18 protein-coding genes and 1 pseudogene are annotated in these 12,824 nt (G+C 39.3%); all 19 read right to left on the bottom strand.

Features of this window, described 5'->3' with window-relative positions; genetic code table 11:
* Positions 1-299: 299 nt before the first annotated feature.
* Complete coding sequence (locus OK414_RS29550; protein ID WP_264363575.1) at positions 300-569, bottom strand: cytotoxin; 270 nt, start codon at positions 567-569, stop codon at positions 300-302.
* A gap of 4 nt (positions 570-573) precedes the next feature.
* Positions 574-894 (bottom strand): AbrB/MazE/SpoVT family DNA-binding domain-containing protein, encoded by a 321-nt coding sequence (locus tag OK414_RS29545; protein WP_263046308.1) that lies wholly within the window; start codon positions 892-894, stop codon positions 574-576.
* A 144-nt stretch (positions 895-1,038) separates the two neighbouring features.
* Entirely contained in the window at positions 1,039-1,164 is a 126-nt protein-coding gene (locus OK414_RS29540; RefSeq protein ID WP_263046307.1) for a hypothetical protein, read from the bottom strand.
* A gap of 394 nt (positions 1,165-1,558) precedes the next feature.
* Positions 1,559-2,689 carry an IS200/IS605 family element RNA-guided endonuclease TnpB gene (gene tnpB / locus OK414_RS29535; RefSeq protein ID WP_263046306.1) on the bottom strand — a complete coding sequence of 377 codons (1,131 nt, stop codon included), beginning with the start codon at positions 2,687-2,689 and terminating at the stop codon, positions 1,559-1,561.
* 5 nt (positions 2,690-2,694) lie between these two features.
* Positions 2,695-2,871 (bottom strand): annotated as a pseudogene (gene tnpA, locus OK414_RS29530) (IS200/IS605 family transposase); the annotation flags it as partial.
* Positions 2,872-3,005: 134 nt separating this feature from the next.
* Positions 3,006-3,905 carry a helix-turn-helix domain-containing protein gene (locus tag OK414_RS29525; protein ID WP_263046305.1) on the bottom strand — a complete coding sequence of 300 codons (900 nt, stop codon included), beginning with the start codon at positions 3,903-3,905 and terminating at the stop codon, positions 3,006-3,008.
* Positions 3,906-4,890: 985 nt separating this feature from the next.
* Positions 4,891-5,403: a hypothetical protein gene (locus OK414_RS29520; RefSeq protein WP_263046304.1), complete on the bottom strand. Its 513-nt coding sequence runs from the start codon at positions 5,401-5,403 to the stop codon at positions 4,891-4,893.
* A gap of 36 nt (positions 5,404-5,439) precedes the next feature.
* Entirely contained in the window at positions 5,440-6,483 is a 1,044-nt protein-coding gene (locus OK414_RS29515) for a tyrosine-type recombinase/integrase (protein WP_263046303.1), read from the bottom strand.
* A 387-nt stretch (positions 6,484-6,870) separates the two neighbouring features.
* A complete protein-coding gene (locus OK414_RS29510; protein WP_263046302.1) occupies positions 6,871-7,107 on the bottom strand; it encodes a hypothetical protein in 237 nt (78 codons plus the stop codon).
* A gap of 3 nt (positions 7,108-7,110) precedes the next feature.
* A complete protein-coding gene (locus OK414_RS29505; protein WP_263046301.1) occupies positions 7,111-7,410 on the bottom strand; it encodes a hypothetical protein in 300 nt (99 codons plus the stop codon).
* On the bottom strand, positions 7,407-7,985 hold the full coding sequence (locus OK414_RS29500; protein ID WP_263046300.1) for a hypothetical protein: 579 nt from the start codon (positions 7,983-7,985) through the stop codon (positions 7,407-7,409). The genes OK414_RS29505 and OK414_RS29500 overlap by 4 nt, the downstream gene beginning before the upstream one ends.
* A 57-nt stretch (positions 7,986-8,042) precedes the next feature.
* Positions 8,043-9,935, bottom strand: coding sequence for a tape measure protein (locus OK414_RS29495; protein ID WP_263046299.1), 1,893 nt, complete (start codon positions 9,933-9,935; stop codon positions 8,043-8,045).
* A 225-nt stretch (positions 9,936-10,160) separates the two neighbouring features.
* Positions 10,161-10,595 (bottom strand): tape measure protein, encoded by a 435-nt coding sequence (locus OK414_RS29490; RefSeq protein WP_264363574.1) that lies wholly within the window; start codon positions 10,593-10,595, stop codon positions 10,161-10,163.
* Between the two features lie 97 nt (positions 10,596-10,692).
* A complete protein-coding gene (locus OK414_RS29485; protein WP_263046314.1) occupies positions 10,693-10,962 on the bottom strand; it encodes a hypothetical protein in 270 nt (89 codons plus the stop codon).
* Positions 10,962-11,207, bottom strand: coding sequence for a hypothetical protein (locus tag OK414_RS29480; protein ID WP_263046313.1), 246 nt, complete (start codon positions 11,205-11,207; stop codon positions 10,962-10,964). Before OK414_RS29480 ends, OK414_RS29485 begins: the two co-directional genes overlap by 1 nt.
* A gap of 53 nt (positions 11,208-11,260) precedes the next feature.
* Positions 11,261-11,413, bottom strand: coding sequence for a hypothetical protein (locus OK414_RS29475; protein ID WP_263046312.1), 153 nt, complete (start codon positions 11,411-11,413; stop codon positions 11,261-11,263).
* 14 nt (positions 11,414-11,427) lie between these two features.
* Entirely contained in the window at positions 11,428-11,712 is a 285-nt protein-coding gene (locus OK414_RS29470) for a hypothetical protein (protein WP_263046311.1), read from the bottom strand.
* 5 nt (positions 11,713-11,717) lie between these two features.
* Positions 11,718-12,413 (bottom strand): HK97 family phage prohead protease, encoded by a 696-nt coding sequence (locus tag OK414_RS29465; protein WP_263046310.1) that lies wholly within the window; start codon positions 12,411-12,413, stop codon positions 11,718-11,720.
* Positions 12,414-12,578: 165 nt separating this feature from the next.
* A partial coding sequence (locus OK414_RS29460; RefSeq protein ID WP_264363573.1) for a hypothetical protein occupies positions 12,579-12,824 on the bottom strand: 246 nt, incomplete at its 5' end.

The following is a 12,824-nucleotide window of genomic DNA, read 5'->3' as shown; positions in this document are numbered from 1 at the left end:
GGCGGCTTCGTCTATGACTTCATTCTTTTTTGCCGCCCGCTGTCGCCGCTTATATTCTCGGTGATATTTTTTCTTTTTATCGTCCTCACTCATGCACTTAAACCCCCTCCCTTTGACGTATAAAATTTATGTCTACCCCTATTTTAGCAACGTTTTTTGGCACCGTCCGTACCTCCTTAAACATCGTATAAACATCGGATAATTTCCGAACGTATTTCAAATACTCGGCACCAAAAACACAAGATAACTTCCCTTGATATGTATTTGTGGCAACAAAAAAACCGCTCGTAATGAACGGTTTAAGGGTTTTTTAATGTTTCGTCGTGGTGTCCACAATTTCGGAATTTAAACGTATCGGGCTTTATCCACTCGAATGTTAATCGTAACTCTTTGCTTGCTCTGATTTCCCAAACGTCGGGGTTTTTGTACCCTTCCATCTTTTTCATGTTTAGTGACGGGTGGGAATAATCCTCTTCAAACTTTACTAATGCATTATCAATAAGCTTCCTAGATTGTGGGTCTATCTTCTTTCTTGATCTTTTAAATCGGTTCGTAAAATCAAATGTCATTCGCTTAGTCCTCGTCTAGCCACGCAATTGCGTCTTTCATGTTGCTGAATGATTTTACATTTCCTTCTTTTATGTCTTTTTCTGCTTCTTCTTCTTCACGTTGCCATTTTTCAGTCCAAAACCATGCTTGATCTGCTGGCACTTGAACCATAGGGACTAAACGTACTGTGCCGTCTTCTTCTAATCGTGCTTCGATTGATTCGCCTTCGTGTATATTAATATGGTCTAATATGTCTTTTGACAATGTGACTTGCCCACGCTTACGCAATGTAATGCGCTCTTTTCTCACATGACCAACTCCCTTTTTTGGTGTTGCTATTGCCATACTATGCAAGCTCCCCTCTATTGTTTCCGATTTTCTGAAATTCATACTTTCTGACTTCATTATACCATAACGCCCCGTTAGCTTGTCTAGTATTTACGGCGGCTTCCATTTGTTTTTTTACTTGCATCACATTGCGAAATATTCCTACTCTATCGGCAAGCCTACGCTTTGTTTGGCTTCAATGAATTTGCTAGCCGCTAAAATAATTTGATTTTGGCTATTCTGTAAATCTGCTTTTGCCGCTATCTCTTTTCGTGTTAGTAAATTCAACTTTTTTACCCCCATTTTGTTTGCCTACTTCTATTTCCTACACTTTTCTACTCGGCACAAAATTGCTTTTGTCAATGTGCGATTTGCTTATGTATAGCTAATGAAACGACAAATAACCCCGACATTTTCGGGGTTTAAAAAATATAAAGTTTTTCATGTGTAATGGTTTCCATGTTTTCCAATCGTTACTGAAAAATTGGGGTTGTTGATATAACATTACAAGCTAGGTTATCTTGTGTTTTATGTTGTTAGCTGTGTTTTCTTTGATAGCTATACACTTTGTTTTTTGTCTATGTTCCGATAGCAACGGCTGCACCCCTGTTTTCCTCTTCGCTGATTTGAACTACTCACGATTGAAATCGTGAGATTCCTAAGTACGGAAACCTATCGGTTTCTAATTGATTAGGCTACCCCCCGTAGTTCCTACGGTTAGAAGTCTTATAGCTTCGTTTCTAAGGTTTTGTCCTGCGTTAATATCCCTGTCGTGATGTGTGCCACAAAAAGGGCAATCCCACTCACGAAGGTTTAGATTCTTAACGTCTTTGTTTTGGTAGCCACAACACGAACACAGCTGAGAACTTGCAAAGGTTTTAGATACAGCAACTACTTCTTTGCCATACCATTTCGCTTTGTACTCAAGCATTGTTCTGAATTGTGACCAAGACACTTCACTAATCGCTTTGGCTAACTTGTGGTTTTTCAGCATATTAATTACTTGCAAATCTTCAACACCAATTACATCGTGGTTTTTAATGATTTCAGTAGAGATTTTTTGCAAGTAATCTGTTCGTGCGTTAGTGATTTTTTCATGGATTCTTGCAACCTTAACACGTTGTTTGTTCCAATTTGAAGAACCCTTCACACGTTTGGAAAGGATACGCTGTGCGTTCGCTAATTTTTCTTCAAGTTTACGAAACCATTTTGGATTTTCGTATGTTGTTCCATCTGAAAGGGTTGCAAAGGTTTTTAATCCGACATCTACACCAATAGAAGAACCTGTTTTTTCTAACGGTTGCAGTTCTGTTTCTGCAAGAATGGATACAAAGTATTTGCCACTTGGATTACGTCTAACAGTAGCATTAAGAATACGACCATGTACTTCAAGACTTTTTGCAAAGCGAACAAGACCAAGTTTCGGCAATTTGATTTTATTGCCTACAATGGCAATATTTCCGTTCGTTTGCTTGGTTGTGTAGGACTGTACTCTGTTCTTTTTGGACTTGAAACGTGGTGCATCATTTTGCTTCTTGAAAAAACGAGTGAACGAATCAGCAAGGTTCTTGAGTGTGGATTGCAGGGAAATACTATCTATCTCTTTTAGCCATACTAATTCCTTTTTCAGTTGTGTTAATTCTGCTGAACAAGAATTGTATGTCAATCCTTTGCCCGTTTCCTTGTATGCTTCATTCCAACGTGCTAAAAAGCGATTAAATACAAAACGAGAACAGCCGATTGTTTTAGCAATTAAGGTTTCTTGTTCCTTATTTGGATAGATACGAAACTTATATGCTTTGTTTACAATCACTGGTCTCACCTCGCTTTTTGATTTTGAATGTAATGTCGTATCTGTGCTTCTGTTTGTTCGCTTACAGTTGCCACAAAATAAGAAGGATTCCAAAGATGACCTCCCCATAGTTTCTTTTTTAGCTGTGGGAACTCTTTGAAAAGCAATCTTGCTGAAACACCCTTCAATGCTTTAATAATACTTATATATACCTCTTTTGTGCCTTTTGCATGTTCTAAGATCAAATACCCCTTGCCTCCGAATTCGTAGCAATAGCCCCATTGTCTTGCTGGTATTGCTGGCTAACTCGGACATAAATATTTATTTGTTCCATTGCTTAATAAACCCCCAATTCATCCAAAACTTTTCGTGAATAGGCGGGATTATTTTGTTTATGTGGGCTTGTTAACCTAGTTAGCGCGGATTTCATTTCGGTATTATCCATGCTTAACCAATCATGTAAATTACACTTGTTCTTTCTACGCAATTTCAATAAGTGCCTGTTATACTTCTTGTCCCATAAATCCGCTAAAACACTGTAATAATAGTTTTCAAACTTACCTTGTATTCTGCGACTTTTATAGGCTATAACTGTACGTTTAACTGCTGTTTTGGTCATTTTGCTGTCATACTCAAATTGAACGCCGTATTTGCTGTTTAGCGTTCTGTATATAGATTGTGTGTAGTTATATAACTTGAATATCTCACTAGACTGTAAATAAGGTTTTACAAGCTTATAAAAAGATTTGGTAGTTAGTTCTTGAACAGCTAATTTTTCTTCATATTGCTGTTGTGTATCTAAGTCTAATGTATTTTGTTTTAAAATAATGGTATCTAGTTTTTCGTCTAACTCTGAAACGCTATTATGACAAGGCTTTTCGGCTTTTTTTTCGGATTCACCACGGGTAAAAACGGCGGGTAATTTCGGTGAAAAAACAGTTACCCACGCCCCGAATCTTCCCCTTTGGTTTCTGTCTTGTGGAATACGGTTAATGATCTTCATTTGTACTAGCTTTCTAAGAATCTTTTTTACAGTGTCTACTGATTTACCGATTGCCTTTGCTAGTGTTTCAATCTTCATCCATGAAACCCCTAAATATTTAACTGAATACTTAGCAAGTGTTTGCAGGGTCAACCGCTCTGTTTTATTTAACGGTGCTTCTCGTAGAATTTCATTTACATGTTCGTTAAATGCTTCTTTGTTTTTAAACGTCGTATATTTGTTTAACTCTTTCATTCTTCTTCTCTCCTACATGGTGCCCCGTATAACGCAAAAAAGATAGCAATGTATGAGCGGGTTAAGCCCTACACTACTACCCTTTAGATTTATGTATTAATTACCAATATAGACAAAAGACAATCTTCTGATGTATTGATTTTTTTTCGATTGTCGTTTATTATTGTCTTATCGCTAATTTAATAGCATTTACTTAAAACTTTGAAGCCGCTAATGTAAATTAGCACTCCTTTGTTTTTGGTAGTAGTGTAGGTTGTAACTCTTAATTGCTGTGGCGGCGTTGGGTGGGTGCAACCTATTTATTTTGTTTAAATTTTATTCCACCTGTTTATTTTGTTGAATTAATTCTAATACACTATTAAATTGTCGTAAAGGCTATCATATTGTTTTTTGACAACCTGTCGTTATTCCAAGATTCGGACTATTTCGCTATAATCAACCTAACTCTCTTTGTTCTCAATAAGTAAATTCCTTATTATCGAACAAGAAATAAGCAGGAAAAAGCGGCTCCTTTTGCGTTAGCATCAGGAACCGCTTTTTTCTTTTGTTGTATTAAGTTTTTCTTAGCATAGATTTATGGTGTATGAAGGTGGCTCCCTTCATACTGCCTTACCTGTCGTTGCATCATTCAATAAGGTAATAGGTTTTGTGTGTCGTCAAGGTCTGCAAAAGAGCGGTGCCCCTTGTATGGGTTGCCGTTCTTTTGTTTGATGAAAACACAAGATAAGCCCTCTTAGATTGACAAAATTTATTAGCTGTTTTATTTTTCTTTGTCTGCTAAAATATTTTTATAATTCTTGGTTTTTCCATGTTATCCCATGAATTAACCTATCGAATTGCAGTTGTTTATTCGCTTGGTAAATCCCCTTTCCTTATAGCCTAAAAACTCTTCGTTTAGGCTTTTTTTATTGCCCTCTTAATACTAAACCATTCAAAACTATTAAAACGTCTACATGCCCCTTTAAAATGCGTCTAACGGTGTTATTTATAATAATCCTTTATCTTTTCCAACTTTACGCAATGCAAGATTGATAAAGTCGCTTTTATTTTCAATTGATTCTAGCATGTTTATAATATCCGCATCAAAATAATATCCACGGTATGTGCGGTTGTGTTTTTCTGTCTTGTATGAAATTATTTTATCTAGCTGTTTGTCTAACTCTTCGTTATTCATCGTTTCATTTAGCGGCTCTATTGGTGCTTGTACCGCTTCGGGCTTCTCTTGCTCCTGTATCTTAATCTTTTGCACAACTCTTTTCTTTGGCTGTCTTGGTGACTTCGTGCCACTCTTTGTTACCTTCGGGAAATCATAAATACTTTTGTCTAGTGTGCTGTCGTCGTCCCCGATAAAACGCCATCCAGCTATACCACTTGTAAATGTGCATCCTATTGATTTTAAAGTTTCTCTTAATGATTCCTTGCCGAATCCATCTAGCTCTTTACCGATCTTTGCTATATCTTCTTCTTTTGTGCGCTCTAGTATCTCTCTTACTTTCACTTTATCCCTAGCCCCTCTCTATAAATGTGCCCTTGCTTATCGTGGTAAATAAGAACTTGATGTACTTTCGTTTCCGACATGAACATATACCGACGTAATAGCAAGCGACGAATGGTTTAACTGTGCTTGTACTTCGTGTATTGGTGCCCCTGCCGCTAATGCATGGCTGGCGTGGCAATGTCTGAACCAATGACAAGAAAACTCTTGTTTAATTCCCGCTCTCTTTGCGGCGTTCTTTGCTATTGTGTGAATGCGTGAATTGTCCAACTTTCCGCCTTTTTGTGATTTAAATACAAAATCATCTGCGCCGTTGCTTTTCTCTTTTAACACTAAAAGTTCAGTGTTTAAACCGTCAATATAGATTTGACTAGGCTTGCTACCTTTTGCAAGGAAATTCACTTTTATTTTCCCTGCTTCATGTAAGAACGTAATATTAGACCAACGTAAATTCGCTAACTCATTTAAGCGGAACCCGCCATAATAAAACATTTGAAGCATTAATTTGTTACGCTTATTCTTTTCTAATCCAATCATTGTTAAAATCTCCGTCGCTGTTACAATACGTTCGTTTAATCTCTCTTTGTTGTGCGTCTTTGGTTTGTCGTTATAGATTGCATAAGGGTTGCGTTCGATATATCCCATTTTGTGAATGAATGAAAAGAACGCTCGTATAATACGAATCGTATGTGCTTCTGAATAAGCTGAATAAAATTTTTGGATCTTGTTTCCTTCTTTGTCCAGTTTGTAATGTAGTGTACCGTCGTCATTTATGAAAGAACCGTCTTTGTTTCGAACTAATTCATAATAGCCTTTCTCTCTCATGTTCTGGTGGAAAATCCTCAAATGCATTTCGTTGTATACCTTTGGCTCGTAGTTATCAAAGAATGAAAAGAACCTTTCAACCTCTCGACGGTATAAAACTTTTGTTCGTTCTGCTTTGGTTCCAATCCATATTTGTACTAATGCTTCTAGCCCTAAATCATTAACATCAAAATCCTTCATGTACTCTATTGCTTGGGCGTGTTGCTCTCTTCCTGTTATTAATTCCCCTTGTTCTTTAATTGCTACCGCTGTGCTCATAGGCTCCTAACTCTCCTTTTTTAGTTTGGGTTTGTGTGTCATGTTTCCGTGTCATTCTTGGTCTAGGTCAAAAACACAAGATAACACTTCTTGTACTGTGATTTTATAATACATCCTGTTTTTGTTTGTGTCACGTTTTATTTTTGTACGTAATCCATATGTAATACAGCTTTAACTCACCACCTAGACTTAATGCTAGCATAGTAAAAGCATTGATATTAGTGTGGTCTTAGCATATTTGTTAGTCGAAAGATAGCAAATAAAAAAGGAAGATACTTTCCCCTATACCAACAATTACCGTTAGCATAATGAAAGCATCTTCCTTGACGTCATATATAGCATATTGCTTTTTGCTAGCTTTTACCTTTCTTTCTTGCTAGCTTTCGACTATCTTTTCCCTTTGCTTTTATCTTGCTTTCCCTCTAATAAATCTAAATATTCGCTGTATACTTTTTTAAATCGATCTATTGCTTCAAGTCGTTTGTTTCTCCAGTGAACATCATGGAATAACGCCCCTTGCTCCATATGATTGTTAATGGCTTCCACAGATTTTTGGAGCGCTATTGCTTCCCGCTCCTTTTGTTCTAACTTGGTATACAATTTATTTTCCGTTGGTATCTTCATGCGTTATTCCCCCTCACTCATATCATCGAATACAGATTGATACATTTTTAACTGTTCGTCGGTGCCGCTCTCTTTTACGTATTGTTCCCATATGGCTTGTTCTTCGTCTGTTAGCGGCTCCGTTGGTTCGTGATATTCTTCACTGCCTGTCTCATATTCGCCGTTCGCTTCTCCCACTAATGCAAGATGTTTAAATATAATTTCATGTATCCTTAATTCCAGTTCTGTTGCCCGTTTGTTTGGGGTTCGTTCCATTTCTTGCCGTAAATCCCCTAACATTTTACGAATGCGTTGTTTACTCATACAATAATTCCGTTCTCTTTTAATTCGTTTTTAAAGTTGTTTAAATCTTCCTTGAAAGAAACAGGTTGCGCCCAATTTATATTCTGTATTCCTGTTATCTTTCTACCAATCACATCGTTGGGCGTTGGTTGTGTTAATGCTTCGTTTAATTCGTCATACTCCTTTATAATTCCGTTTAGTTCCTCTAACGCCGCTAACATTCGTTTTAAGACGTCTTTTTCCATCTTTGCGGCTTTATCCCTAATCGGCTGTAAATCTCCTTTGTACATACCTTCTAGCTTCTTACGTTGGGATACAAGTGCCGAATCTATTAATAATGTTTCCTCGTATTCTTTTTGTGTAGCTAAATACTTAGCTTTTGTTAGCTTCTCCATTTCAGCGTCGTCTGTCATTTGAGCAATTTGGTTCTCTCTTTGCAATTGGTGTAGCTTCTCTTCAAACTGCGCTTTAATGGTGTATGTGCTGGTGTGCTTGTACTTCTCTTTACGGCGCATTAAATTTGTCAGACGTTCTATTCCTTGTTTATACTGTTCATTCTCTAATAAACTAGGATACTTATTTTTAAATGTTAACATCGGCAAATTTCCCCCTTTTCGTAAATAAACACAAGATAAGGCTTCTTGTACTGTGCTTTAGAAGCTTGTAAAATCCACATTCAGCGCAAACTTTCGCAGTGCTCTCTCTACCCGTTGTTGTATCTCTTCGGCTCCTACCATAGTTGTAAAGTTGTTTACGATCTGCGCCATTTCCCGTTGTCCTAATCCCGCTATACTACCGCCTTGTTTTTGGCTTGGCGTTAGCGGCATTACTCTTGCCCCTCTTGGTAGCTGTAGCAACTCGGCGCCTCTCTCACCTACCATTGTTAATCCGCTTCCTGTAATCGTTCCTCCTTTGGCTAGTCGTGGAATAGTTGGAATGGTTGGCGCATCTACTGGTGATTTACTATTAAATTTGCTAATCATGCCGTTTATGTTTTTAATAGCGGCATTTACCTTGTCAATTAAAGCGTTTAACGCCGCTGTTATTCCCGACGTTACCCGTTCTTTAAAAGATGTACCAATAGAGCTAGCAATCTCTTTAAACTTGGAAACAATTTTATCTTTCATGGTGCCAACTTTCTCTAATGCTGTATCCTTAATTTTTTGGAACGCTCCTTTTGCATCAGTTAACATGGTGCTTAACTTTTCTTTTGCTTTGGATTTTATGTCTTCCCACTTGTCTGAAATTTTAGTGGAAATTATATCCCAAACCTTGGAAGTTACAGTTTTTAACAATTCCCACCCTTTGGATGCAATGGTGTTAATAATACTCATGTTATTACTGAACAAACCTTTTATTAATTCCCACATATTTTTTGCAATATTCTGTAAGTTTTCACCTGCGCCTTTCCAATCTCCTTGCAATATATTGGTGGCAAATTTCAGTACTTCGACTATGTTATCTAGCGCTGTGCCTATGATTTGTTTGACTGAATCCCAACTTGTACTAGCAATAGATGTAATAGTTCCGCCGAACTCATCCCAAAAGGATTTTACGGTTTCTACGAACCCTGATATAGCGCCCTCTATCGTATCTAGTACCGATGTAATTACATCTTTTATTTTCCCAAATTTGCTGTCTGTATCTTCGCCCATTCCGCCCGTGAATTGGTTCCATAAATCCTTCAATGTGGATGTCAAAGAATCCCATTTCCCCGTAATCCAATCAATCCATCCACCCACTGTTTCTTTTACTTGTGTTGTAAAATTATCCCATGCTTTTTCCAGTTCTAATAGTTGAGGGAACATTTCAACTAGCTTTTCTTTGAATGCATCCCATTTTCCTGTAAACCAATCTAATACTTCGCCGCCTTTTTGTCGTATTGTTTCCATGCCATCAGAAAAGGCGGTTTTGATTTTATCCCATATCGGCATAACTGTGTCATTCCACAACTTAGCTAAATCATCCCATGCCGCCCACAATGCGCCAATGGCTACACCTATAGCGGCACCAATAGCAATGAATGGTGTTAACGCTCCAAACAATGCTAATGCGGCTGGTGTTACTGCTACAATCGCCGCTATCAACACACCCGTTATAGCTCCCCCTAACCCTAAAACAGCTTCTTTCACTGTATCGGGAATCATTTGCTGTAAGGCGGCGCTTATGCCCTCGGCGTTCATCGTTTGCAAGAACTGGCTTCCAAAATCCGCCACTGCTGCCAATGCCGCATCTAGGTTTAAGCCGTCTATCAATGCTTGCCCTATGCCCGCCATGATTTGGCTAAATTGGTCTGAAATGTTTGACCATGTTCCTAAAAACGTTTGTGATTGCGCCGCCATGGAACCTTTGAAGTTTTCATCCATTCCCGCTAATAATGCTTGAATGGCTGTATCGGCATTAATGGCGCCTTGCTGTAATTTCGTTTGGAGTTGGTCGCCTGTTAAACCTAATTGTTCTTGTAGTATCTTAAAGGCTGGAATACCTAGCTCAGTCATTTGTAAAAGTTCTTCGGTGGATAATTTCCCTTTAGCTTGGATTTGCACATTGTTATCGTAAAGGCTTTTTATCCTCTACTTCTTATAGTTTCCTATAAGGTCGGCATACATTTTAACCTTTGAAGGTTGCGGACACTCTTGGCGGGGTTATATTCTTCATTGTGAAGGTTCGCCCGCTATGCTCTACGATGGCGGCGGCTCTTTACTTCCTCCGCTTATCTCGGTATTATCATGCCATTAAAAATGGTTTAGACTTCACCGATATTGCCCGCTTTATACTAGGCAAAATCCTTTACCTAGTGCCGCCACGACACGGCTAATTTCTTCTTCTCCTCCACCCAGAGCGCTGATCGAATCCCCTACACTTGTCATAATTGGAATAACGTCTTTTGCTTGGAACCCGAATGCCAATAGCTGTTGTGAACTGCTTTGTAATCCTGTTAAATCGAATGGCGTATTGGCGGCAAAGTTAGCTAAATCTTTTAAAAAACTTTGTGCCTTTTGCCCACTCCCTAATAGAGTAGTAAATGCCATTTCGGTTTGCTCATACTTAGCGGCGCTTACAATAGCCGCACCGCCCGCCGCCGTTATTGCCGCCGCTAGCCCACCGAAAACCCCTAATATGCCGCCCGCCGCGTCTCTAATAGCGTCAAGCTTACCACCCATTTTACCCATTTCGTCGCCCGCTCGGCGTGTGCTATCGCTCATTTGTTTTGTGGCTTGCTCGGTGTCTGTTTTAGCTTGTCCTAGTCCTTCTCGTAGCTTGGATAAATCCGCTTTTATCTCTACCAACGCTTCGCCTAAATTATCCGCCATGTTTACCACCTACCTTTTTATCAATGTGTATTAACTCCATGGCGTATTGCTCCGAAAGAATAGAGAATGCTTCTATCTTGGCGGCTTCGTATCTTGTCCGTTTCTGTTTCGCCGCTATGGCGTTTATTTCTCCCATGTCATACTTTGCCCTTATTTGCATTTGAAAACGCAAAATAAGGCGCTCTCGTTCGTTTCGTGGTGTGTGTGTAATCGGTGTGTATAATTCTGTGTAAAGTTTGGTTAATTGCTCGGCGTTCATTATTCGTTATCGCCATTTCTTAAATAATCACGGAAAATGCTTTTGTGGTTTGGCGTGGCTTCATACTCAGGGCTTCGATTATATAGCGGCACGTTTGGTTTATTGTGGGTTTTACCTTCGTCGGGTGCTTCGTTTAATTGCGCCATATAATCCGTTAATCCCTCTAGTAAAGTAATGGCGGCGTCTTTGTCTTGGCTTGCTAATTCCTCAAACATATCTTGCATTTGCTGAATCATTTCATCCATTTGTATCCGCTCCTTTTTTTAAAATAAAACACAAGATAATCCTCCTTATTTTGTTACCATTTCAGTTGGCGTTGGCGGCGGCGCTCGGCGTCCTCCCGCTTTTCTCTATCGGTCATGGTGCGTTTGCCGTTCGCTTGCTTGGCGTGCCGCATATCCTTTTGTGCCCGCTTTAACATTCGTTCAAAATGTTTGTTATCGTTGTCCATAGCCCTCACCCCCGCTATAACTGCACTTCCAACCTCTCAATAGATCGACGATACCCTTCAATTACTTTCCTATGCTGTTCCGCTTTTTCTCGACTTCGTTCATATGCAGTTTTCGCACAATGCAACTGTTCGCTATTACCTTTTCTTTGGGCGTGTTCATATGCCACACGCAACCGCTCAACTTTATCTAATTGATTTTCCAAGTGTACGGACAGGTGTTGTATTTCTGCTTTCTTGCTTCCTATTGATGCTTTTGTTATTTCCGCTTGGCGTGCCTTATTATAAAAATTTCTTCTCATGTCCTTTACCTCCGTTCGTTAATACTGTAAATGCCATATGCTTTTCGTAGTTTGCGGCGCTCTATCTTCTTTTGTTCTAAATGTTCTTCTATATCCATTGCAATTAATTGCTTGTCTTCTTCATCCAGTTTGTCAATTAAGCGGCGCATAACTGTTTTAATGGCGGGCAGCGTGTGCTCCTTTTTGCGGCTCTTAATCTCTAATACCTTGGTACGGTCACTGGCTGGAATCGGCACAACACTAACCTCGAATAATTTAACCTCATTCAGAAAGCGCACTTGTTGTTTAGTGTCGGGGTCACGCCCATAACTCTCATTTATGACGTCGTAGCCAATTGATAGTTTACATACATGCCCTTCTTGCATCTTTTGGCGAATGTCTAACGCTGTAGGGCTTGTGCTTAAACGTGCCCATATCTTTAACCCTTCTTCTGTTTCTTCTGCCTTGTAGACCGTCCCAATGGTATGCGCCGCATCATAAATATGGCTGTCTAAAAGCGGAATGCCGCCACCTTCTCTATTGATCTTTTCAAGAATGGTTTTGCGGAATGCGCCACGCCGCACTACATCTCCGTGTTCATCTGCTGGGAACCCCCAAAGTGAAGCCATGCCTACAAGTGTATTTTCCCCTAATGACTTGGCGCTTAAATTAATAAGTCGCTTGGTTAATCGCTTCCCATATTCTTCTTTCACTCGGTGCATGGTCATAGCTTCCTTAAATTCAAGCTGGCGCATACTTCGCTCTATTCTTGCTCGTTGCTCTTGCCGCTGGCGCTCGGTTTCATGTAATGCCGCTTGTTTTTGCATGGCATACACAGCCGCCGTGCGCTGGCTTACTCGTCCACCTCGTCCCATAACAAACGCCCCCTATCTGTCTCGTAATCGTTCTAACTCTGCTGCTAATTCCTGTATTTGCTTTTCTAGTTCGCTGGTTGTTTTTATGTCCACTATAGTTTTAGCTATATATGACAACGTTCTACCCCGTGATACGGTGTCCAGTGACATATCCGCCCTAACTACTAGTAATTGTTCTAATAAGAGGTTAATAATATTGTGGGTGTCTTGTAGGATTTTCACGGTGTAATCTTGCTCATAATATTTCTCTAGTAGCTT

The sequence above is a fragment of the Priestia sp. JV24 genome (genome assembly GCF_025910025.1).
Classification (GTDB): Bacteria; Bacillota; Bacilli; order Bacillales; family Bacillaceae_H; genus Priestia; species Priestia megaterium.
The sequence above is the reverse complement of the archived record's forward strand: the minus strand, read 5'-3'. Positions and strand labels throughout refer to the sequence as shown.